General features: G+C 71.2%; 22 protein-coding genes and 3 tRNA genes. 10 read left to right on the forward strand and 15 right to left on the reverse strand.

Going from position 1 to position 21,713, the window contains the following annotated elements; all coding sequences use genetic code 11:
• Together AB4Z02_RS12740 and AB4Z02_RS12745 are read right to left on the reverse strand one after the other, a co-directional pair.
• On the reverse strand, positions 1-1,217 hold a 1,217-nt coding region (locus AB4Z02_RS12740), incomplete at its 3' end, for an HNH endonuclease signature motif containing protein (RefSeq protein ID WP_441971334.1).
• Between the two features lie 131 nt (positions 1,218-1,348).
• Positions 1,349-2,074 (reverse strand): dihydrofolate reductase family protein, encoded by a 726-nt coding sequence (locus tag AB4Z02_RS12745; RefSeq protein WP_441971336.1) that lies wholly within the window; start codon positions 2,072-2,074, stop codon positions 1,349-1,351.
• A 32-nt stretch (positions 2,075-2,106) separates the two neighbouring features.
• Between AB4Z02_RS12745 and zapE the strand changes: the two genes are divergently transcribed.
• The 3 genes from zapE (at position 2,107) to AB4Z02_RS12760 (ending at position 4,591) form a co-directional block, all read left to right on the forward strand.
• Positions 2,107-3,111: a cell division protein ZapE gene (zapE, locus tag AB4Z02_RS12750; protein ID WP_441971338.1), complete on the forward strand. Its 1,005-nt coding sequence runs from the start codon at positions 2,107-2,109 to the stop codon at positions 3,109-3,111.
• Positions 3,112-3,123: 12 nt separating this feature from the next.
• The gene (locus AB4Z02_RS12755) at positions 3,124-4,098 is read left to right on the forward strand and encodes a polyphosphate kinase 2 family protein (RefSeq protein WP_441971339.1); all 975 of its coding nucleotides are present in this window, start codon (positions 3,124-3,126) and stop codon (positions 4,096-4,098) included.
• A 118-nt stretch (positions 4,099-4,216) separates the two neighbouring features.
• Entirely contained in the window at positions 4,217-4,591 is a 375-nt protein-coding gene (locus AB4Z02_RS12760) for a VOC family protein (protein ID WP_441971340.1), read from the forward strand.
• A 25-nt stretch (positions 4,592-4,616) separates the two neighbouring features.
• Here the strand turns inward: AB4Z02_RS12760 and AB4Z02_RS12765 are convergent, their stop codons facing one another.
• Positions 4,617-4,973: a hypothetical protein gene (locus tag AB4Z02_RS12765; RefSeq protein WP_156399953.1), complete on the reverse strand. Its 357-nt coding sequence runs from the start codon at positions 4,971-4,973 to the stop codon at positions 4,617-4,619.
• A gap of 75 nt (positions 4,974-5,048) precedes the next feature.
• A complete protein-coding gene (locus AB4Z02_RS12770; RefSeq protein ID WP_441971342.1) occupies positions 5,049-6,695 on the reverse strand; it encodes an acyl-CoA dehydrogenase family protein in 1,647 nt (548 codons plus the stop codon).
• A gap of 31 nt (positions 6,696-6,726) precedes the next feature.
• Between AB4Z02_RS12770 and AB4Z02_RS12775 the strand changes: the two genes are divergently transcribed.
• The 4 genes from AB4Z02_RS12775 to AB4Z02_RS12790 all read left to right on the forward strand — a co-directional run bounded on the left by AB4Z02_RS12775 (position 6,727) and on the right by AB4Z02_RS12790 (position 8,197).
• Entirely contained in the window at positions 6,727-7,890 is a 1,164-nt protein-coding gene (locus AB4Z02_RS12775) for a YihY/virulence factor BrkB family protein (protein WP_441971344.1), read from the forward strand.
• A gap of 36 nt (positions 7,891-7,926) precedes the next feature.
• Positions 7,927-7,999 (forward strand) — tRNA-Gly (locus tag AB4Z02_RS12780).
• Positions 8,000-8,021: 22 nt separating this feature from the next.
• A tRNA-Cys gene (locus tag AB4Z02_RS12785) sits at positions 8,022-8,092 on the forward strand.
• A gap of 30 nt (positions 8,093-8,122) precedes the next feature.
• A tRNA-Val gene (locus AB4Z02_RS12790) sits at positions 8,123-8,197 on the forward strand.
• 98 nt (positions 8,198-8,295) lie between these two features.
• Here AB4Z02_RS12790 and AB4Z02_RS12795 read toward each other — a convergent pair.
• The 8 genes from AB4Z02_RS12795 to AB4Z02_RS12830 all read right to left on the reverse strand — a co-directional run bounded on the left by AB4Z02_RS12795 (position 8,296) and on the right by AB4Z02_RS12830 (position 14,794).
• Positions 8,296-9,066 (reverse strand): DUF4386 domain-containing protein, encoded by a 771-nt coding sequence (locus AB4Z02_RS12795; protein ID WP_441971346.1) that lies wholly within the window; start codon positions 9,064-9,066, stop codon positions 8,296-8,298.
• A gap of 314 nt (positions 9,067-9,380) precedes the next feature.
• Complete coding sequence (locus AB4Z02_RS12800; RefSeq protein WP_056884915.1) at positions 9,381-10,490, reverse strand: sensor histidine kinase; 1,110 nt, start codon at positions 10,488-10,490, stop codon at positions 9,381-9,383.
• Positions 10,487-11,164, reverse strand: a complete 678-nt coding sequence (locus tag AB4Z02_RS12805; protein WP_441971347.1) for a response regulator transcription factor — start codon at positions 11,162-11,164, stop codon at positions 10,487-10,489. The genes AB4Z02_RS12800 and AB4Z02_RS12805 overlap by 4 nt, the downstream gene beginning before the upstream one ends.
• Positions 11,157-11,582, reverse strand: coding sequence for a hypothetical protein (locus tag AB4Z02_RS12810; protein WP_441971349.1), 426 nt, complete (start codon positions 11,580-11,582; stop codon positions 11,157-11,159). The genes AB4Z02_RS12805 and AB4Z02_RS12810 overlap by 8 nt, the downstream gene beginning before the upstream one ends.
• Positions 11,579-12,748 (reverse strand): molybdopterin-dependent oxidoreductase, encoded by a 1,170-nt coding sequence (locus tag AB4Z02_RS12815; protein ID WP_441971351.1) that lies wholly within the window; start codon positions 12,746-12,748, stop codon positions 11,579-11,581. Before AB4Z02_RS12815 ends, AB4Z02_RS12810 begins: the two co-directional genes overlap by 4 nt.
• Positions 12,745-13,458, reverse strand: coding sequence for a class I SAM-dependent DNA methyltransferase (locus AB4Z02_RS12820; RefSeq protein WP_441971352.1), 714 nt, complete (start codon positions 13,456-13,458; stop codon positions 12,745-12,747). The genes AB4Z02_RS12815 and AB4Z02_RS12820 overlap by 4 nt, the downstream gene beginning before the upstream one ends.
• A complete protein-coding gene (locus tag AB4Z02_RS12825; RefSeq protein WP_441971353.1) occupies positions 13,455-14,138 on the reverse strand; it encodes a TIGR04282 family arsenosugar biosynthesis glycosyltransferase in 684 nt (227 codons plus the stop codon). Before AB4Z02_RS12825 ends, AB4Z02_RS12820 begins: the two co-directional genes overlap by 4 nt.
• A complete protein-coding gene (locus AB4Z02_RS12830; RefSeq protein ID WP_441971355.1) occupies positions 14,135-14,794 on the reverse strand; it encodes a glycosyltransferase family 2 protein in 660 nt (219 codons plus the stop codon). Before AB4Z02_RS12830 ends, AB4Z02_RS12825 begins: the two co-directional genes overlap by 4 nt.
• A 111-nt stretch (positions 14,795-14,905) precedes the next feature.
• Between AB4Z02_RS12830 and AB4Z02_RS12835 the strand changes: the two genes are divergently transcribed.
• From AB4Z02_RS12835 to AB4Z02_RS12845, 3 genes are all read left to right on the forward strand, one after another.
• Positions 14,906-16,327 carry a hypothetical protein gene (locus AB4Z02_RS12835; RefSeq protein WP_156400065.1) on the forward strand — a complete coding sequence of 474 codons (1,422 nt, stop codon included), beginning with the start codon at positions 14,906-14,908 and terminating at the stop codon, positions 16,325-16,327.
• A gap of 11 nt (positions 16,328-16,338) precedes the next feature.
• Positions 16,339-17,484, forward strand: a complete 1,146-nt coding sequence (locus tag AB4Z02_RS12840; protein WP_441971410.1) for an NAD-dependent epimerase/dehydratase family protein — start codon at positions 16,339-16,341, stop codon at positions 17,482-17,484.
• Positions 17,485-17,585: 101 nt separating this feature from the next.
• The gene (locus AB4Z02_RS12845) at positions 17,586-18,860 is read left to right on the forward strand and encodes a hypothetical protein (RefSeq protein ID WP_441971358.1); all 1,275 of its coding nucleotides are present in this window, start codon (positions 17,586-17,588) and stop codon (positions 18,858-18,860) included.
• A gap of 116 nt (positions 18,861-18,976) precedes the next feature.
• On the opposite strand, the gene AB4Z02_RS12850 is transcribed toward AB4Z02_RS12845, so the two are convergent.
• From AB4Z02_RS12850 to rocD, 3 genes are all read right to left on the reverse strand, one after another.
• Positions 18,977-19,780 (reverse strand): DUF2182 domain-containing protein, encoded by an 804-nt coding sequence (locus tag AB4Z02_RS12850; RefSeq protein ID WP_441971359.1) that lies wholly within the window; start codon positions 19,778-19,780, stop codon positions 18,977-18,979.
• A gap of 5 nt (positions 19,781-19,785) precedes the next feature.
• On the reverse strand, positions 19,786-20,388 hold the full coding sequence (locus AB4Z02_RS12855) for a DUF1326 domain-containing protein (RefSeq protein ID WP_056885310.1): 603 nt from the start codon (positions 20,386-20,388) through the stop codon (positions 19,786-19,788).
• A gap of 68 nt (positions 20,389-20,456) precedes the next feature.
• The gene (gene rocD, locus AB4Z02_RS12860) at positions 20,457-21,632 is read right to left on the reverse strand and encodes an ornithine--oxo-acid transaminase (RefSeq protein WP_441971412.1); all 1,176 of its coding nucleotides are present in this window, start codon (positions 21,630-21,632) and stop codon (positions 20,457-20,459) included.
• Positions 21,633-21,713: the final 81 nt, after the last annotated feature.

Here is a 21,713-nt window from a genome sequence, read left to right on the forward strand (position 1 = left end):
GGTCGGGGTGGTCGGATGGTCAGGCCGTGCCGGTTGGTGACGACGAGTCCGTCGGGGGTGTTGGGGTTGCCGGTGATGGTGTGGTCGCCGCGGTCGATGCCGTCGTGGTGGGCGGTGCACAGGGAGATCTGGTTGTGCAGGTCGGTGGTGCCGCCGTCGGCCCACGCGTGGAGGTGGTGGACCTCGGTGAAGGCGGTGGTGGTGCAGCCGGGGAACCGGCACCCACGGTCGCGGTCGATGATGAGGCGTCGGGTGCGTTCGGGCAGGATCCGCATCGCCCGACCCACGGACACGGGGGTGCCGTCGGTCTCCCAAACGGGCTGGACCACACCGTCGGAGATGAACCGGCCGAGCAGCCGCAGCGGGATCGCGTGCCCACCGCTCACCCAGGCACCGCCCGTGTCCAGGTGCAGGTACACCCGGTAGTGCGCTGCCCGGCTGGTCGAGGTCACCGAGGCCAGGGAGCGGGTGGCCATCTCCTCCAACGCATCGGCGTACGTCGGCAGGCCGGCGTGCCGCTCTTCCACACGCGTGACTGCGGCATCATCGCGGCGACGGGTGAACAGCGCGTCTTTGGCTTCCTTGACCGCCTGCTTGACCAGGGCGCCGATGGTGGCCGGGGCGGAGTAGCGCAGCTGGAACCGGCCGTCCGCGTCGTAGCTCATCGACAGCTCCGGCTTGGCGCACGCCCGCTGCTCGGCCATCGACCGCCGCGCAGCCTCTTCCGCCCGCTCGACCTCGGCCCGCGCATCCGTCGCGCTACCGGAGCCGTCCTCACCACCTTCATCCGCCACCGTCGGGGCGGGGAACGCGTGCCGGGACACGGCCCGGCGCAGCTGCGGCACCGTCGCCTCCCGGGCGAGGGCAGTGACCGAGGCCTGGTAGCCGGTCGGGACGCCGTGGGCGATGACCGCGACCTGGTCCAACGACAGCTCACCCGCATCCAGCGCCGAAGACGCGTCGACGAGCTCGGCCCGGCGCCGCGCGACCGCGACCACATCCTTGGCGTGCGCCGGTGACAACCCGGCCCGCACGACCAGGTAGTGCTCCGGGGTCCTGAACCCACCGTCACCCCAGTGCCGATCAGAGATGAGCTCCGCTGCGATGTCGACCAGCTCGGCCTGCGCCCGGTTCAACCGTCCCGCGATGGCGGCGGTGCGGTCCCACAGCTCCTGCTGCCGGCGGTGCCGGGTCTGCGCGAGAGGGGCGGTGGACATGACCCAATCGTACAGGTGTTCGAACGCGAGGGAAGGGCTGGTGAAGCGAATACGCTTGCAGCGTAACGGGATCCATCCTGCCCGTTGGACAGCGTGCAAGCCAACGAGCCTCACTGACCAGCGATCAGCGATCAGTGATCGACGCGCCAACGGCCGAGGACGGTGCCGTCCTCCTCGAGCAGCAGCATGGGCGTCAGCGCCACGTCGACGCCGGGTCCGGCAGTGATCCGGCCGGGCCCGCCTCCGACCATGGTGGGCGCCCAGGTCAGGTCGACCTCGTCCACCACGCCTGCCGCGAGCATCGCTCCGAAGAGCGAAGGGCCGCCCTCGGACAACATGGCGCGAAATCCTCTGTCCTCCAACGCCGCTCGTGCTCCCACGAGGTCGACCTGTTCGACGCCGGTCACGATGACGTTGTCCGCACCGAGCACGGCCCGCGCGCGCTCGACTCCCGCGTCGTCGGCCGCCTCGCAGGTCACGAGCAGGGCGCTGCCCCGGGGCGAGGTCGTGGCGGCGACCTTCGGCGGGAGGTGGCCGCGGTTGCTCACCACGGCGAGGACCGGGGCGTCGGGGTCCTCGTCGCGCAACGCGGGATACCCCTCGTCGCGCACCGTCCCGGCACCCACGACCACGACGTCGGCCAGCCGGCGCAGCAGGGAGAAGACGGTGAAGTCGGCAGGCGTGTTGATGCTGCCCGAACGCCCGTCGGCGCCGGTGACGGAGCCGTCCAGTGACGACACGAAGTTGACGCGCAGCCACGCGCGGTCACCCGGCACGGCATACGCCTCGCGCAGGGCTGCCTCGTCGAGCACGGAGCCGGGAGCGGGGGAGCCGGTCTCGCTGAGCAGCAGGCGCATGGCGCGCAGTCTGCCTCACCTACGCTGCGTGCGTGGCTTCCCTCACCGACCGCTCGCCGAAGCTCGACCGCGACCGCCTCGTGCGCGACCTCGTGCCGCCGCCGCGCTTCGACGGGGAGCGCTTCTCCACCTACCGGCCGGACCCGGCCGAGCCCAGCCAGGCCGCGGCCGTCGAGCGGCTCGAGGAGTATGCAGCGGGGCTGCAGGGGGAGACCGGCGGCAAGGGGCTGTTCGGGCGGCGTCGCAAGCGGCCGCAGGCGGGGCGCGGCATCTACCTCGACGGCGGCTTCGGCGTCGGAAAGACCCACCTGCTCGCGAGCCTCTGGCACGAGGCGTCCGGGCCCAAGGCGTTCGGGACGTTCGTCGAGTACACCAACCTCGTCGGCGCACTGGGGTTCGCCCAGACCGTCGAGGCGTTGAGCGGTCACCAGCTGGTGTGCATCGACGAGTTCGAGCTGGACGACCCCGGCGACACGGTCCTCATGGCCACCCTGCTTGCGCGCCTCACGGAGGCGGGCGTGTCCCTCGCGGCCACGAGCAACACGCTGCCGGACGCGCTGGGGGAGGGCAGGTTCGCGGCGGAGGACTTCCTGCGCGAGATCCAGGCGCTGGCGTCACGGTTCGACGTCGTCACCGTGAACGGTCCCGACTACCGGCACCGTGACTTGCTCGAGAGCCCGGCTCCGCTCGAGGAGGCGGAGGTCCACGAGGCCACCGACCGTGACGGCGCGGTCCGTGACCACTTCGTCGACGTCACCCGCCACCTGTCCACCGTCCACCCCAGCCGCTACCGGGCGATGCTCGACGGCGTGACGGCCATGGGCTGGACGCACGTCCGGGCGGTGACGGACCAGGCGGTGGCCCTGCGGCTGGTCGTCCTCGCGGACCGCCTGTACGACGAGAACATCCCCGTCTTCGCCAGCGGGCTGCCCCTCGGCGAGGTGTTCTCGCCGGAGATGCTCGCCGGCGGCTACCGCAAGAAGTACTATCGCGCGGTCTCGCGCCTCACAGCCCTCGCGCGCGGTGACGACCGGTGACAGGATGCGCCAATGGCGAAGAAGGACAAGAAGTCCGGTAAGTCAGGCAGCTCCGGCAAGGGTGCGGCTGTGGCCGCCGCGACGAAGGCCGGCCGTGCGAAGAAGGCCAGCAAGCACCCCGACAGCAAGGCAGCCAAGGCGACCGCCCTGGCGCCGGTGTCCTTCAGCGACGCGCTGCGGGTGCGCGAGGGGTTCATCCTCGCGGAGTGCGACCCGGGGTCGACGCCGGCTTTCGACGGGGACAAGGCCGCTGGGCAGGAGGCGCTGGCAGCGCGGGCCGGCGAGATCGGCGAGTTCCAGGAGCGGCTCTACGCCGAGTCGAAGATGGACGGCCAGCGGTCGCTGCTGCTGATCGTGCAGGGCATGGATACCTCGGGCAAGGGCGGCATCATGCGCCACGTCGTCGGGGAGATGGACCCGCAGGGCGTGCGCTACACCTCGTTCAAGGCACCCTCGGCCGAGGAGCGCAGCCACCCGTTCCTGTGGCGCATCCGGAACGCCCTCCCTCACCCCGGCCAGGTCGGGGTCTTCGACCGCTCGCAGTACGAGGACGTCCTGGTCGTCCGGGTGCACGACCTCGTGCTCCGGTCGACGTGGTCGAGGCGCTACGCGCAGATCAACGCGTTCGAGGAGAAGGTCGTCGCCGACGGCACCACCGTCGTCAAGGTGATGATGCACATCTCCACCGACGAGCAGAAGGCGCGGCTCGCCCGGCGGCTCAAGCGCCCTGACAAGCAGTGGAAGTACAACCCGGGTGACGTCGACGAGCGGATGTTCTGGCCGCAGTACCAGGAGGCCTACCAGGCGGTGCTCGACCGGACGTCCACCGACGCGGCGCCCTGGTACGTCGTCCCGGCCGACCGCAAGTGGTACGCCCGCCTGGCCGTGCAGAGCCTGGTCCTCGAGCACCTCGAGGCGATGGACCCGCAGTGGCCGGCCGTCGACTACGACGTCGCCGAGGAGCAGCAGCGCCTGCGCGCCACCTGACCCGTCCACGGGCGCGAGAGGCGGCGCGACGTCGGACCGATGAGTTCCGACCTGGTGGGCGGTCGGTAGGAGTGAGGCAGCAGCGCCTGCTGCTGCCCACGGACGAAAGGACCGGGACATGCTCCGCGACTCCAATGCCTTCAGCGGGTTCTCGACCGACGACATCGAGGCAGCACGGGCGTTCTACGCCGGCGTGCTGGGGCTCGAGGTGACCGAGCAGATGGGGATCCTGACCCTGCACCTGGGCGGGGACCACCGCGCCATCATGTACCCCAAGCCGGACCACCGGCCTGCCGGTTTCACCGTGCTCAACTTCCCCGTCGCCGACATCGAGAAGGCCGTCGACGAGCTCAGTGCTGCCGGGGTGCGGTTCGAGACCTACCCGGGGACGCCGATGGAGACCGACGCCAAGGGCATCTTCCGCGGCGGTGGCCCGCTGATCGCCTGGTTCACCGACCCGGCCGGCAACGTCCTGTCCGTCATCCAGGACTGACCGCCACCCGCCGAGTGTGCGGCGGTCAGCGCTTGAGCCCCGGAGGTGGCTCGGCGAGGTACCCGAGACCCCACAGGAGCACCCACGTGGCCAGCGCGCAGACGACGACGAGCACGATCCCGCCCGCGGCCATCGCGGCGCCCGAGGGCCGCTGGACCGGCGCGTGCCACACCTCGGTCTGTGGCCGCGGCGTCGGTGCTCCGAAGATCGCGCCGACGCACATGCCGAGGACGACGATGGGCAGCCCCATGTACAGGAGCGGGTCGGTGACGTCCTGGTAGCTGAGCCCCTTCATGGCGGCCGGCAGCAGGATGAGCAGGGCCGCGAGCACCGCGCCCATGAAGAGACCGATCGTGGCTCCCCGTCCGGGTTGACCTCTCATGCGGCGAGTATCGGGTCGCGCCCAGCGGGCTGTCGATCGTCCGTTCGTCGGTTGCGTCGAGCGGGCGACGTCGGTTCAGGCGGAGAACGCCCGCTCCACGAGGGTCGCCGCGCTGTGCGCGCTGAGGCCGGCGTCGAGCGTCCCGAACGTCGACCCGTGGTCGCCTCCGAGCCGGCTCGCCACGAAGGCGTCGGACACCACCCCTGGGGCGTGCCGCGCGAGGAGCGAAGCCTGCAGCGTCACCGCGAGCTGCTCCACCAGGCCCCGGGCGCCGGCCTGCGCCCGGGGGTCCGCCGCTCGTGCAAGGGCGTCAGGGAGCCGGTCGATCGCGGCGTCGAGGGTGGCGCCGTGCCCGCGGCCGAGCGCCACCTCCGCGAGGTAGGCCTCCACAGAGGCCGGCTCGCGCCCGACCGCGCGCAGCACGTCGAGGGCGTTGACGTTGCCGGAGCCCTCCCAGATCGAGTTGAGGGGCGCCTCGCGATAGAGCCGGGCCAGGCCGTTCTCCTCGACGTAGCCGTTGCCCCCCAGGCACTCCAGCGCCTCGGCCACCATCACCGGTGTCCGCTTGCAGACCCAGTACTTGCCGAGGGCCACGCCCAGGCGCGAGAACGCGGTGTCGCCCTCGTCGACGGCGTGGGCGAGTCGCAGCGCGAGCGTGGTGGCCGCCTCCGTCTCGAGCGCCAGGTCGGCGAGGACGTTCTGCATGAGCGGCTGGTCGACCAGCAGCGCGCCGAAGGCGGTGCGGTGCCGCGCGTGGTGGATGGCACGGAGCAGCGCGGCGCGCATCGTCGACGTCGAGCCCAGGACGCAGTCGAGCCGGGTGGCCGCGACCATGTCGAGGATGGTGCGGATGCCGCGGCCCTCGTCACCGACGCGGACGCCCCAGGTGCCGTCGAGCTCGACCTCCGACGAGGCGTTTGACCGGTTGCCGAGCTTGTCCTTGAGGCGTTGCAGGGCAAAGGAGTTGCGCGTCCCGTCGTCGAGGACCCGCGGCACGAGGAAGCAGCCGACTCCTGCATCGGTCTGGGCGAGGACGAGGAACGCGTCGCTCATGGGCGCCGAGCAGAACCACTTGTGGCCGGTGAGCCGGTAGGTGTCGCCACCCTCCAGCGGGCCGTCGGCCGCGGCGACGGCGCGCGTCGTGTTCGCGCGGACGTCGGAGCCGCCCTGCTTCTCGGTCATGCCCATCCCCGCGATAGCGCCCGCCTTGGCCGTGGCCGGGCGCAGCCCGAAGTCGTAGGTCCGCGAGGCGAGCCGGGGTACCCACGCGGACGCGAGCTCGGGGTTCGCCGCGAGCGCCGGCGCGGCGGCATACGTCATGGACACCGGGCACAGGTGGCCCTGCTCGACCTCGGACCACGTCGTGAAGCCGGCAGCGCGGCGTACGTGCGCGCCCGTGCCCCTCGGCCGTGTCCAGGGCTCGGCGGTCAGGCCACCCGCCACCGCCACCTCCATGAGGGAGTGCCAGGCGGGGTGGAACTCCACCTCGTCGAGGCGCTCACCGGCAGGGGAGTGGGTGCGCAGGACGGGCTCGTGGGTGTTCGCCTGCTCGGCCCAGCTGCGCGCCTGCGCCGAACCCGAGAGCGCACCTAGGTGCTCGACCTCGGCGTGTGCGGCGTCGTCGCCCCACCGCTGCAGCGCCTCGACGAGCGCGGGATTGCTCGTCAGCGCGTTGTAGTCCGGGAGCGGCGGGGCCTGGTTGGTGACGGCGTGGGTGGGCACGGGGGCAGAGTATGCGGGATACCGTGGGCTGGTGAGTCTCAAGTCGCGGGTCCGTCGCGAGCTGGTGCGCATCCCCGGCGCCATGCCCGTCGCGCGGATGACCGTCGAGACGATCCGGGTCTGCCTGCGCTACCGCGTGACCGGCCTGGCATCCGAGGCGGGCTTCTTCATGCTGCTGTCGCTGCCGCCGTTGGTACTGGGGCTGTTCGGCGGCGTCGGCTACCTCGGCAAGTGGCTCGGCCAGAGCACCGTCGACGAGATCATCGTGGGCATCCAGACCTGGGCGGGGCGCTTCCTGACGCCCGGAGTCATCCAGAACACCCTGCTGCCCACGGTGCAGGACGTGTTCAAGGACGGGCGGTTCGACCTCATCTCCGTGGGCTTCCTGCTGTCGGTCTGGTCGGGGTCGCGCGCCCTCAACGTCTTCGTGGACACCATCTCGATCATGTACGGGCAGTCCGGCGTGCGCGGGATCGTGCGCACGCGGGCGCTCTCCCTCACGCTCTACTTCCTGTCGCTCGTGGTCGGCGTGGTCGTCATCCCGCTGGTCGTCATCGGACCGACGTGGCTCAAGGACCTGCTGCCCAAGGAGATCGAGCTCCTCGCCTGGCTCTACTGGCCCGTGGTGACCATCGTGGCGGTGGCGAGCATCGCCACGTTGTTCCACATCTCCACCCCGCGTCGCACTCCCTGGGCGCGCGACGTGCCGGGAGCGGTGCTGACCCTGGTGCTGTGGTCGCTGTCGTCCTACGTCCTGCGTGGCACCGTCGCAGCCTCCCTGAAGGGCGGCACGTCGATCTACGGGCCACTCACGGCCCCGATCGTCCTGCTGATCTTCCTGTACGCCCTCGCCATCGCCGTGCTCATCGGTGCCGCGCTCAACGCCGGGATCCGCACCCTCTGGCCGGTCGAGGAGCGGCTGTCGCTGCGGGCCCGGGCGGTCGAGTGGGTCAAGGCGCGGCTGGCCGACCGCAGGGACGACCGGGCGCGCCCGGTGGATGCCCCGGTGCGGGCCCCGCTGCCTGCCGAGGACGGCTGGGACGGCCCGGGGCAGGACGGTCTCGCAGGCACGCTCGAGGAGCTCCGGGAGGAGGCGCGCAAGCCGCTGACGCCGGTCCCGGAGGGCTCGGAAGACGCCCAATTTGGAGAGGACGCGGGTGATCGGATAAGTTTCCTTCGCACGCGCAGCGGGTAGCAACACCAGCCCGTTCGACACCAACGCGCGTGTAATGCGGATGTAGCTCAGTTGGTAGAGCGCAACCTTGCCAAGGTTGAGGTCGCCGGTTCGAGCCCGGTCATCCGCTCGGAGGGTTTGACCGCCTTCACGGTGGAGTGGCCGAGAGGCGAGGCAGCGGCCTGCAAAGCCGCGTACACGGGTTCAAATCCCGTCTCCACCTCGACACGTACGAACCCGAAGCACCAACCTCGGGCGATTGGCGCAGTGGTAGCGCGCTTCCTTGACACGGAAGAGGTCACTGGTTCAAACCCAGTATCGCCCACCAGCACGAAACAGCCCCTGACCAGCGAAGACCCAGGGTCAGGGGCTGTTTCGATGTCTGAGATGAGGGCTGGAGGCGGCCGGCTGGTCCGACGGTGGAGCTCACCCGGTCAGCTGGGCGCCCTTGTCTCGGCGGGATGCCGGGACGACTTGCCTCGTGGGTCGACCAGCGTCGCCCACACGGATGCCGTCCGCGTCGACGTCCGAGGGGTTGAATCCCTTGGCCAGCAACCAGACGGCCAGGACCATCTCCTGCAGGGCGATCGGGATGTTGAGCACCGTGTTGACGGTGGAGAAGCCGAAGTCCTGGGTGTACCCGGAGTAGACGGTGGCGACCAGGCCCAGCGCGGCACCGGCCAGTCCCCAGCCCGAGAGCCACCGGGGCACGAGCCGTGCACGGTAGAGCACGAAGTAGTACATCAGGGCTGCGGTGAGGAAGGGCAGCATCCCGACGAACCCGGTTGTCCAGTCGCGCACCGCGAGCAAGGCGTCTCCGGTTGCACGGAAGGCCGCTGCGTCGGCTCCCGTCGCGAGCGAGTCCTGGCTGACCGTCAGGAGCACCAGCAGGCCGAGCGTCCCGATGAGGACCATCACGCCCTCCACCACCCTTCCGGCCACGGATCCGAGAGCCAGCGCACGGTTGTGGCGTCGGATGACGGGGTACAACGCGATGGCGATGCCCGCGCCGGTGGCAGCCCACGCGAACTCCAGGAGAGCCGTCCAGATGACACGGCTGTCGCTGACTGCCAGCCGGTCCAGGTAGTCGGAACCATCGAGGGTCGCGCCCAGGGGCACGGCGCTGAGGATGCTGGTGGCGGTGCAGGCGATGAGCAGGAGTCCCACCGCGATGGCGTTGCCACGGTATCGGTTCATGATCTTCTGCCCTTCTCCTGAGGTGGTGCACGCAGACGGTGGTGTGTGCAGTCCGTGGTGCCCGCAGACCGGCTCAGGCGCGGCGTCGTGAGCCATCAACCGGTTTGCGTGCCTCATCGCGGCCAGCGCCTGCCTGGCGGCCAACCGCGGCGAATGCCGACAACACCGCGCCCCGCGGATTCCCACGCTATGACGCTCCTGTGGCCAAGGAAGGGTCGATGGTCCCGGCTACGTCCCGGCACCACTCCGGAAACGGGCTCCGAGCCGCTCACGTGGTCTGGGACCCAAGCGATCCCGGCCGGGGATGTGGTGCGTCAGGCGGGCAGGCGGACGACGAAACGGCACCCGCTGCCGTGGTTGCCGACGGTGACGGTGCCGTGGTGCGCCTCGACGAGTCCGCGCACGATGGCCAGGCCGAGCCCGGCGCCGCTGTCGGGGCCCGGTGTGCGGGCCCGGGTGCCGCGCCAGCCCACCTCGAAGACGGAGTCGAGGTCGTCGGGGTGGATCCCGCCGCAGCCGTCGGTGACGGTGAGCTCCACCAGGCCGCCGGCGGTGCGGCCCTCGACGAGGACGACCCCGTCAGCGGGGGTGTGGCGGATGGCGTTCATGACGAGGTTGGCAACCACGCGCGACAGGGCTGTGGCGTCGGCGCGGAGCTCGACGTCGGGGTGCACGTGTCCGCCGAGCTGCACGCCGTGGGTCCTGGCCACCGGGGCGGCTCCGGCGATCGTCTCGCTGACCACGTCGCGCAGCACCATGGGTTGCAGGGTGAGGTTGAGCGATCCCGCGTGGATGCGGGAGAGCTCGAAGAGGTCGTCGACCATGGTCGCCATCCGGTTGGTCTCCTTCAGCATCTGCCGGTGGTAGCGCTGCGGGTCGGTGGCGATGCCGTCGTCGAGGGCCTCGGCCATGGCGCGCAGCCCGGCCAACGGGGTCCTCAGGTCGTGCGAGACCCAGGCGACGAGCTCGCGCCGGGACTGCTCGAGCCGTCGTTCGCGGGCCTGCGAGGTGCGCAGGCGTTCACTGCTCCGCGCGAGTTCTTCGGCGACGGCGCGCAGCTCGGCCGAGTCGGCACCGGGCGGGTGGACGTCCTTGCCGGCGCCGACAGCGGAGGCCATGCCCCGCAGCCGTCTCGCGGAGAGGGCCAGGGTGCGAGCCAGGAAGAGCGCGAACGCCGCAGACACGAGGCCCGAGACGCCACACACGAGGACCACCACGCCGAGGTCGTGCGTGGACAGGAACATGGCACGCGCCGTGCCCACCACGCCGGCCACCACACCGCCGACCGCGACGACGGCGATGAGGCCCACGGACCAGCGGATGGGGGCTCGTCGCAGGCGCCAGCCGACGAGGGCGCCGATGACACCCACCCCCAGTGACCACCCTGCGGCGATGAGCACCACGCTGACCTGGTCATGGGTCATCGAGGTTCCCACCGGTAGCCGACCCCCCACACGGTGAGCAGGCGCGTCGGCCTCCGTGGGTCGGTCTCGACCTTCTCCCGCAGGCGACGGACGTGGACGGTCACGGTCGACTGGTCGCCGAAGGACCAGCCCCAGACCTCGCGCAGCAGCGCGTCGCGTGACCACACCCGGCGTGGGTTCGCGACGAGGAAGTGGAGCAGGTCGAACTCACGGACGGTCAGCGGGAGGGCGGTCCCGGCCAGGACGGCCGAGTGCTCGGCGGGTTCGACCACGAGGTCGCCATCCGTGACCGTGGCGCCCTTGGGGTGCCTCTGCCCGACGCGGCGCAGGACCGAGTCGACGCGAAGGGCCAGCTCGCGCGGGCTGAACGGCTTGGTGACGTAGTCGTCGGCGCCCAACCGCAGACCGACCAGGCGGTCGGTCTCTGCCCCGAGAGCGGTGAGCATGATGACAGGGACGTCGGTGGTCTCGCGAAGCCGGCGGCAGACCTCGAGCCCATTGACGCCGGGCAGCATCAGGTCGAGGACCACGAGGTCCGCACCCCTGCCCCGCATCGACCTGAGCGCGTCCTCGCCGTTGCCGGCTTCCTGTACGTGGTGGCCGGCGGCGCGCAGGTAGGACACGACGACCTCCCGGACGGTGAGGTCGTCGTCGACGACGAGTACCTCAGCCACGCGCTGCTCCCTTGCGTCGACCGCGGACGGCGATCGCGACCGCTGCGACCAAGACTAGGACGGCGACGCCGACCCAGCCTGCTGCGTACGGGCGGTCCAACAGGGTGGGGTTGTCGGCCTTGGCGCCGAACCGGCCGAGCACCGGCACAGCCACGAGGGTGACCGCGCCCAGGACCACCACCGCGAACACGGCGGCCGGACGGGACCAGGCCGGCAACGTCCGAGCGGCGGCGACCCCGGCCACCACGACCAACGGGGCCAGCACGCCGTCGTGGACGACCACGACACCAGCCAGCCACGGGAGGGTGGCCAGCAGGTTGGTCCACCCGAGGCCGAGGAACCGGACGACGCCGTACAGGCCGACCAAGGCCCCGAGGGCGGCCATGATGGTGCGGACCAGTCGAAGCTCCGTGCTCACGGCCGCACCTCCAACCGGCTGACCCACTTCGTCTGCAAGGCGCCGGGACGGTTGGGGGCGATGACCCGGCACGGGTAGCCGTGGTCGAGCGAGAGGGGTTCGCCGGCCAGGGTCAGGGCGAGGATCGCCTCACGGTCAGCAGCTACGTTGCCCGGAAGTCGGCTCCGGCTGGACGCTCCGACCCGTTGGAGCGACTCGACGAGCACTGCCGACCCGGTGGGGGCGCCGACTAGGTCCACCAGGTCGGCCACGCGGACCCCACCCCACACTCCCGAGGCGCTCCATCCCTCGACGCACGCGATAGGCAGGGTGGCTGTGGTCTGGGGCATCGCCTCGAGGTCCGCTCGGGAAAAGCGTCGCTCCGTGTCGCCCCAGGCGACCACGAGGGCGAAGGCGGGGTCGGCTGCAGCCTTCGCGACGCCGGCCGCAGCCGCGGTCTTGTTGACGGGTATGCCGCCGGGTCCGGTTCCGGTGCGCGTCGCGAGGACCGACAACCGGCGGACTCCGGGCACACTGGAGGCTGCGGTGGTCACGACGGCGACCGCTGCTGCCGCCCACGTGACACCTAGGACGGTACGTCGCGAGACGGTGCCTTGCGCCGGCTGCCCCTGAGGCTCGAGCCACGCCGTGCGGATGACGGGCAGCTTCACGGCGACGTGCACGAGGAGCGCACCCATGGCCACCCAGCCGATGGCGAAGTGTGTGGCGCGGAACGAGAAGGACCACGGGTACCACTGGGCGGAGTTCGCCAGGCCGCTGACGAGCTGGAACGAAGTACTGGACACGAGGACGAGGATCGACAGGCGTTCGGCGGCGTCGAGCAACTGCGCGCGCCTCACGGCGGGCGGGCGGCGGAACAGCTGGGGGAAGACCGACCACAGCTTGACGAGCAGCAGGGGGACGGCGGCGGTGCCGGCGGCGACGTGCACGCCCTGCGTCACCCGGTACAGCCAGACGGGTCGGGTGGGCAATGGCAGGACCGGGTCCGGCAGCTGCGCCAGGTGGCTCCAGACGCCGGTGAGGAAGGCGAGCAGGAAGCAGGCGCCGAGCCACGTGCCGACGCGGGCGGTGAGCTCGCGGTTACGCGCGGTGCTCGGGAAGTCATCGGGTTCCGGCAGTGCGTCGACGAGCCTGGTCAGGGCATCGGTGAACCGGGTGCTGCTCAACGGCCCTGCTCCCGTGCGTGGGTGAGGACGGCGACGGTGCGTCCACGCCGACGAGTGACCTGGGCGATGGTGAGCTGGGCGGCGGCAGCGGTCTCCGGCAACGCGTCAGGGCCCAGCTCCGCCCAGGGGAACGAGGTGGAAGCCAGCCCACCTGCCCGCAGGTGGAGCTGGTGGACGCGAAGACCGGTGCCTGCAGGAGCGAGGTCGACCACGATTCGTCCGTCGGGGCGGATGATCCGGCCGGCACGGACGAGCAGTCCGGCGGGGTCGCCGCCGATGCCGATGTTCCCGTCGGCGAGGAGCGCGGTGCCCCAGCTGCCCTCGCTCGGTACGGGGTCGAACAGGCTTCCGCAGACGACGGGGATGTCGCGACGCCTGGCCCCGGCGATGGCTGACCGCGAGGCGTCGACGCCCAGCACGTCGTGGCCGCGGTCTCGGAGCTCCGCCGCGAGGCGACCGGGGCCGCAGCCCAGGTCGATCGTGGATCCGTGGCAGTGGTCGAGCAGGAACCGGTCACTGCGCGAGGCGCGACCGGTCCAGCTCCGGACTGGGAGCTGGTGGTGGGTGCCGCGACCGTCTATCACCGCCGTGAGGGTCCCGAGGGTCAGCGCGACGGCGAAGACCTTCGCTGGGGACACGCGTCCGTGGGCGCTTGTCGCCGTGGTGTCGGCGTCTGCATCGTCCAGGCTCGTGCTGGCCAGGGTGCTCACGACGTCCCTCCCATCCCGGAGGCGAGGAGCTCGCGCCAGCCGCGGGCGAACCTGGTGTCCGGCGCTGCCGCCGCAGCGACCTCGGCGTCGGCCGCGGTGTCGACGTCGTTGAGCTCCTCGGTGGGCAGCACGGTCCCTGCTGTCCTCTCGACGCAGTCCCGGGTACGGGCCCAGGTGTCGTGGCGCGACATCGGCACGCGCCGCAGCTGGGTGACGTCGCCGGGGGCAGTGGTCGCCAGCACCCACCATCCGCCGTCCTGTGCCCTGCCCAGCACCGGTCGTCCGCTCCTGGTGGCTGCGACGACCTGCTCCAGGTGGCGTGCAGTGAGGTGTGGGGTGTCCATCCCGATCTGCACCACCGGACCACCGTGGGTGACATGAGCGTCTCGGTGCGCGGTCTCGAGCCTCTCCGCGAACGTTGCCCCTTCTTGGGCGACCACGTCCCAGCCGGACAGCGCACGGTCCAGCTGGGCAGGCTCGACCGATCTCGCAGGCGCCCCGGCCAGCGCGATGACACGTCGCCCTGGTGGGAACACGGACTCGCAGACGGCGAGCGTGTCCAGCAGGGCCGCATGCGCCAGACGTGCAGCTGCCTCGGGGCCGATCGTGGCGCCGAGCCTTGTCTTGACGGCCCCCGGTACGGGCGCCTTGGCCATGACGAGAACCGTCGCCGTGGTCACGGCAGCGACTTGACGAGGTCATGGGCTGCCTTGGCCGAACCGCGCAGGGACCCGGACACCTTGGACGTGGTGCCAGCGGCCCGGGCCCGGTACGTCATGTCGTGCTCGACCACGGACCAGCCAGCACGGTGCGCCCGGACGAGAACCTCCACCGGGTACCCGAAGCGCAGGTCCTGGACCCCTAGCGCCATCAGGTCTGTGCGACGGGTCACCCGGACCGAGGGGATGTCGTGCAGTCGCAGGCCCGTGCGTCGGCCGATCCACCAGGCTGCGGCCGCGTTGAACAGCCGGGCATGCACGCCGATGACGCCGCGGGCGACGGGTCGACGTCGCCCGACCGCCATCGTCGCCCGTCCTTGCGCGACGTCGTCGAGCAGTGGCGCCAGCTCGGCGGGGTCCAGTGACCCGTCACCGTCCATCACCGCGACGTACCGCGCCGCGGCGGCCCTGATCCCGGCCTGGACCGCCGCGCCGTACCCGGGTTGGTGTTCGACGACGACTCGCGCGCCCAGACCGCGGGCGACCTCGGCAGTTCCATCCGTGGAGCCGTTGTCGACAACGAGCACCTTCATGCCTGACGGGACTGCGGCGAGCAGGGCGGGCAGTGCGAGCGCCTCGTTGCGGCACGGGAGGATGAGTTCGCAGTCCAGGCTCATGCCACGACGCTAGGCGCGCGACCGATGCTGTTGCGGTGCCAAAGATTACGAGAGTCTGACCAGTCGTCTGTGGACTCCTCGCCGAGGCAAGGGGTCTGCGAGTGTCGGGACGTGACCTCCTCACGGCTCTCCGGACCCAGTGCCACCACTGCGACCCGCCCGCCTTCCGGACCAGCTCCTGACGCCCCTGCGGACGGGCGCGCCGGCGCCGTCCTGGCCGCTGGAGCCGGCGTCGCGACCGCGCTGTTCGCGGTGGCCGTCGTGGTGGCGAGGCTGCCCGGGGTCGACGTGCACGCCGGTCTGGCCGCCCCGATGCTGGCGACGTGGGGCCCACGCGTCGGGCTGGGTTCAGTGCCGGTGCTGGTGCTGGTGTGGTGGTCCGCCACTGCCAGGCCCTGGGGGTGGGTGCTGCGGCTGAGCTGGAGCCGACTCATGGTCGTGGCGTGGGCGTCATCTGCGGCCTGGATGGTGTCGCTGGCCCTCGTCGACGGAGTCGACGGCATCGGCGCGGTGCTCGACCGTCCCAGCGAGTACCTCTCATCGGCGCGCGCGGTCGATGACGTCGGTGACCTGCTGCGCTCCTTCGTCAGCCGGATCCCGTTGACCGCGAGCGACAGCTGGCCGGTGCACGTGGCCGGCCACCCGCCGGGCGCGTTGCTGTTCTTCGTGGCGCTGTCTCGGATCGGCATGGGCTCAGGGCCGGCGGCCGGCCTCGTCGTTGTCGCGGTCGCGGCGACCGTGCCGGTCGCGGTAGCCGTGACCTGTCGGGGCCTCGGTGAGCAGGCTCGTCTCCGCCCAGTGCTGCCGTTCCTGGTGATGGGTCCGTTCGCGGTGTGGCAGGCGGTCTCGGCCGACGCGGTGTTTGCCGCGGCAGCCGCGTGGACCGTCGCCCTGGCGGCGATGGCCGGTGCTGCCCGCCGTCGGCCCGTCGCGAAGGCCTGGGCCGGCGCTGCGGGCGTCGGGCTCGGCGCGTGCGCCATGCTGTCGTACGGCCTTCCCCTCATGGCCGTGGTGGTCCTCGCCGTCCTGGCCGGCGCGCGAGGCTGGACGCGCGAGGTGGCTCGCCTGCTCGGGGTGGTGGCGGTGGGGGTGGCCTCCGTGATGGGTGGTTTCGCCCTGGCTGGGTTCGCGTACTGGGATGCGTACCCCGTTCTGCACCAACGGTACTGGGACGGTCTGGCCACGGCGCGACCGGCCGCATACTGGCTCTGGGCCGACGTGGCCCTGCTGGCGGTGTGCGCGGGACCGGTACTGTTCGGGGCCCTCGCCCTCTCCGGCCACCGTCTCCTGGACGCCTTTCGTCACCCGCAGCGAGATCCGCTCATGACGCTGGTCGCCGGCGCCGTCGTCGCGGTGGTGCTCGCGGACCTGTCGTTGATGAGCAAGGCCGAGGTGGAACGGATCTGGCTCCCGTTCGTGCCGTGGCTGCTGCTCAGCACGGTGACGCTACCCGCCCGTTGGCGTCGGTCGGCCCTGGTCGGACAGGTCGGCCTGGGGCTGCTGGTCCAGTCGCTCCTGGTGACGCCGTGGTGACCCCATCCACGATGAAGGTGCTGTTGACCGGCGCTGCCGGGTTCATCGGCACGGCCACGGCTACGGCCCTGCGTGGAGTCGGTCACGAGGTAGTACCTGTGGACGCACTGGTTCCACAGGCCCATGCCCGTCCCGTGACCGAGCCTGAAGGCGTCCACGTCCTCGACGTGCGTCAGGCTCGCGACTGGTCGGGCCTTCTGAGCGGTGTCGACGTGGTGTGTCACCTTGCCGCCATGGTCGGTGCAGGGGTGACGGTATGCGACCTGCCGCTGTACGCCGCGCACAACGACCTCGGCACCGCCGCGCTGTTGGCGGCCATGTCCGAGTCGGGCGTGTCCCGGTTCGTGCAGGCGTCGTCGATGGTGGTGTACGGCGAGGGGCGTTACCGCTGTCCGGCACACGGCGACCAGTCACCGGCCCCAAGACGCGTGGAGCACCTCGACGCCGGCCTGTTCGACAACGGCTGTCCCTTGTGCGGGCGCCTTCTGGGATGGGAGGCGGTGACCGAGGACGCCGTGCTCGACCCGCGCAGCAGCTACGCCTCGAGCAAGGTCGCGCAGGAGCACTATGCCGCAGCCTGGGCAAGGCAGGCCGGCGCCTCGGCGATCTCCCTGCGCTACCACAACGTGTACGGGCCCGGCATGCCCAGGGACACCCCGTACTCGGGGGTCGCGGCCATCTTCCGTTCGGCCATGGAGGCAGGTCGCGCCCCGCTCGTCTTCGAGGACGGTCTGCAGATGCGCGACTTCGTCCACGTCGAGGACGTGGCCCGGGCCAACGTTGCCGCGGTCGAGGCCGTGCTGGGCCGTGACCGGGGGAGCCACACGGCCTACAACGTGTGCTCCGGGCAACCAGTGACCATCCTCGACGTGGCACGCATGGTCACGGCCGCTGCACCCGGCTCCCCGCTGCCGGTCGTCTCCGGCGACTACCGGCTCGGCGACGTCCGGCACGTCGTCGCCTCGCCGGCGCGCGCCAGTGCCGAGCTCGGCTTCACCGCGCGGATCAGCCCCGAGATCGGGCTGGCCCGGTTCGCCCGCGACCCGTTGCGCGCGTGGCGAGCTCGGCTGGCAGCCGTCGGTGCGAGACCCGAGTCGGGACCTTCGGCTGTGACGATGTCGCAGGCCGCGACATACGGTGAAGGTGTCGGGGAATGAACGAGCCCCGGAGACACCGGGGTGGGCACTCGGCCAGTTGTGGCGGGGACACGGTGGCCTCGGCAGGGGGGATCCCTCATCCCCGTGGAAGGAACACTCCCATGCGCAAGGTCCTGACATTGCTGTCGGCCTTCCTGCTCGGACTGAGTGGCCTATCCATGGCACCCGTCGTGGCGATGGCTGACCCGAGCCCGATCGCGGGGCCGACGATCGGATACGCCGTAGGTGACGCCGTTCTCGGCACCGGCGGGTCGGCTCAGCACCTGACCTTCTCGATGATCGACAGGAGCAGCGGAGACCGGGGCACGGTCTCGTATGCCAACGCTTCCGCTGCAGTCGCCTATGACGCCAGCGTGATGGCCGTCCGGGCCACCAACACCGGAGCCCGCTTCGCCTACACGATCCCGTCCACGGCGCCCGCCTCGGTCGCCGGCCTGATCATCGTCTGGCAGGTCAAGGACAGCTCGCCTGACACCGCGGCCTTCTCGGTCGCTGCCACCCCGAGCCAGGCCCTGACCATGGTGGCCAGTGGCTTCACGCCGTCCAACAGCTACACCGTGAGCAACGGTGGGCTGGACACCAGGAGCACCGGCAGCACCGGGCTGCGGGGCTATGCCTTCGGCAACGGCGCCTTCGGCACCAGCCCCCGCCAGCACCTGGCGTTCGCGGTGTTGGACTACGGCCCGACGATGGACACCGGGGTCGCCTTCTACGCGAACCTCGACAGCTCGCTCCTCTATGAGGCTGCGACCCCTGTCGTTCGGGTCTCGTACGCCCAGGCACGGTTCGCCTACACCATCCCAGCCGGGTTCCCCGGGCTGAGTGGGCTGCCCCTGGCGTGGAAGGTCGCGAACGGCGCTCCTGACTCCGCAGGCTTCTCGGTCGCGACGTCGGCCACCGCCGCCGCCGCCATGGTGAACGCGGGCTTCACGCCCACGTACGCCTACCGCCTCACCGCGGGGGACATCACCGTCGTGCAGCTCTACCTGCTGCTCGGCCACGCCACTGGTGGCGTGTGGTTCGGTCCTGCCGGTGCCAGCCAGCAGATGACCTTCCAGGTCTCCGACTACGCATGGACCGCTGACCACGGTTACGTGTCGTACCGGAACCTCAGTGCCGCTGTCGCCTACCGGGCCTCGGTTCACCGTGTCAGGGTCACACCACATGTGGCCTGGTTCGACTACGTGATCCCGTCCGGCTCGCTCAAGGGCACCGTCGTGGTCTGGAAGGTCGTCGACGTCCTCGGCGGCCCCGACCAGGTCGGATTCTCGGTCGCGTCGTCGCTCACGACGGCTGACTCGATGGTCCTGCACGGCTTCACGCCGACGAACCAGTACACCGTGACGCACGGCAACCTGACGGTCCACATGCCATAGGACCCGAAGCTGCTTCGCTCACCACGCTGCCCGTCCCGGCTCGACCGGGGCGGGCAGCCCCCTGTGTGCGTATGGCGCTCACGACCGGCATGAGCGCCAGGCTCGGCGGGAGGCGCTCACATCGTCATGCCCGACGGTGTCGTCAGGCCGGGCAGCGCCTCGGGTGCCAACAGCAGGAGGAGACCGATCAACAGGAGCAGACCGGCGGTCGCCCAGGTCACCACAGCACGCCAGGGCAACAGCTTCTCGACGGCGACCAGCCCCGCCACGAGCGCCATCCACGTCACGCTCATCACCCCGAGGGCGAACAGCGACGCCATCAACGCCCAGCAGCAGCCGACGCACCAGGCGCCGTTGCGCACACCCATGCGAACCGCGCCCAACGACCCGTCCCGCCACGACCCCAGGAGGGCGCCGAGCGGAGTGCGGCAGTGGCCCAGGCACACGTCCTTGAGCGGTGTGAGCTCGTAGACGGCTGCGGCAGCGAGCGTCACGCCGGCGATCGTGCGCCCGGCCCGGTCCCAGCTCAGGGCGTCGCCCAGGACGAGGCGGGCCATGGCCCCGATGCCGTAGGCCAGCAGCCCGGCGGCCGCCCATGCCAGCAGGTAGCCCCCGGCGAAGAGCCACGGCGAGACCGGCGACGCCGTCTTGGTCAGCCGCGCGTACAGCGCGATGGTGGGGGCCACCGAGGGCAGCATCATCGCGGCCATCATCACGACCCAGGTGCCGAGGAACCAGCCGAGGCTGCCCAGGCCGGACCAGGGACCGGCGTCCATGCCCTGCATGGCGTGGACGCTCCAGACCCAGCCGAGGGCCGCGACCAGGAACAGCGCCGCCACGAGCCCCAGCCGCACGCGGACGGCGGCGTAGACGGGGGTGAGGGCCGACCTGCCGCCCTCCGGGGCAGCCACCGCACGCATCAGCGTCAGGCGGCCCAGGTGAACGACGAGGTCGACAGGCCGGTCCTGCCCTCGTAGGAGATGCCGAACGCGTTGATGCGCGTGTGCCTGGCCTCGGCCATGGTCAGGTCCGGCGCGACGGGGTGGAACATGCCCTGGAACCGGACCGGGACCCCGGTCTCCACGCCGAACGGGACGATGTCCTCGATCTCGAAGTCGATGGTGTCCCCGACCCGCACGCGGTGGAGCAGCCCGTCGTCGGTCACCTCGATGGCGGCGCGCTCCACGCCCACCACCTCGCCCACGAGCGGCGCGAGTGCCCCCATCGGACCGCCGAGAGACCCGCCGAACACGCCGACCAGCTTGTCGAACTGCTCGTCGCTGGCCCCGTCATCGATGTAGACGCCCAAGCGCCAGTTGCCCTCGGTCATCACCTTCGGGGTGTCGGCGATCAGCGCGACCCTGCGACCCGAGACGTCCGTCCCCTCGACCTGCCCCTCGCGGAGGTTGAACACCAGTGTGACCCGGCAGAAGTCGTAGGTGGCGCCGTGGTCGAAGGAGAGGTTGCACGGGCACATCAGCTCGCACGAACAGGTCTCGACGTAGCTACCGGTCAGATTCCACGCCATGGCGCACCCCATTCCTCCGACCATCCAGTCTCGTCAGGGTCGACCGAGCCGTCAATGGATCGGGAGCATCAGTGCCGCAGGACGGTCGACAGCGCCTCGAGGACGATGTCCACCTCGGCCTCGCCGACCACGAGCGGCGGCGCCAGGCGGATCGTGGAGCCGTGGGTGTCCTTGACCAGGACGCCCTGCTCGAGGAGCCGGTAGGACGCCTCGCGCCCACTCATCATCCGTGGGTCGATGTCGACGCCGGCCCACAGCCCGCGGCACCGGACCGCGGCCACACCATGGCCGAGCAGCGCCTCCAGACCGGCGTGCAGCGCCACGCCGAGCGTGCGCGCCCGCTCCTGGTACTCGCCGGTGGCGAGGAGACCCACCACGGCCTGGCCGACGGCCGCGGCCAGGGGGTTGCCGCCGAACGTGGACCCGTGGCTGCCCGGGGTGAACACGCCGAGCACGTCGCGGTCGGCGACGACGGCCGACACGGGGAGGATCCCGCCGCCGAGGGCCTTGCCCAGCACGTAGACGTCCGGGACGACACCCTCGAGGTCGCAGGCGAAGGTGGCTCCTGCGCGGCCGAGCCCCGACTGGATCTCGTCGGCGACCATGAGCACGTTGCGGCGCCGCGTCAGCTCGCGCACGTCACGCAGCCAGCCGTTCGGCGGGATGATGACGCCGGCCTCGCCCTGGATCGGCTCCAGCAGCACTGCCACGGTCTCGTCGGTCACCGCCGCCTCGAGCGCCGCGATGTCGCCGAACGGCACCAGGTCGAAGCCCGGGGTGTAGGGACCGTAGTGCTCCCGGGCCAGGGGGTCGTCGGAGAAGCCGACGATCGTGGTCGTGCGGCCGTGGAAGTTGCCACGCATGACGATGATCCGCGCCCGGCCGTCCGGGACGCCCTTGACCTCGTAGCCCCACCGCCGAGCAGCCTTGATCGCCGTCTCGACGGCCTCGGCCCCGGTGTTCATGGGCAGGACGAGGTCCTTGCCCGCGAGTGTGGCGAGGTCGCGGCAGAACACTCCGAGCCGGTCGCTGTGGAACGCCCGGCTGGTCAGGGTGAGGCGCTCGAGCTGGGCCCTCGCGGCGGCGACGAGCGCCGGGTGCCGGTGGCCGAAGTTCAGGGCCGAGTAGCCGGCGAGGGCATCGAGGTAGCGACGCCCCTCCACGTCGGTGACCCACGCGCCCTCGCCGTGCGCGATGACCACCGGCAGCGGGCCGTAGTTGCTGGCCACCCACTCGTGCTCCATCGAGATGAGCGTGTGCGTGGGGGAGCCGCTGGCGCCAGGTCGTGTCGGCGCGCCACTCCCGGTCCCGGTGCGTGCCGCGGT

It is taken from the genome of Pedococcus sp. 2YAF34, assembly GCF_052114585.1.
Taxonomy (GTDB): Bacteria; Actinomycetota; Actinomycetes; order Actinomycetales; family Dermatophilaceae; genus Pedococcus.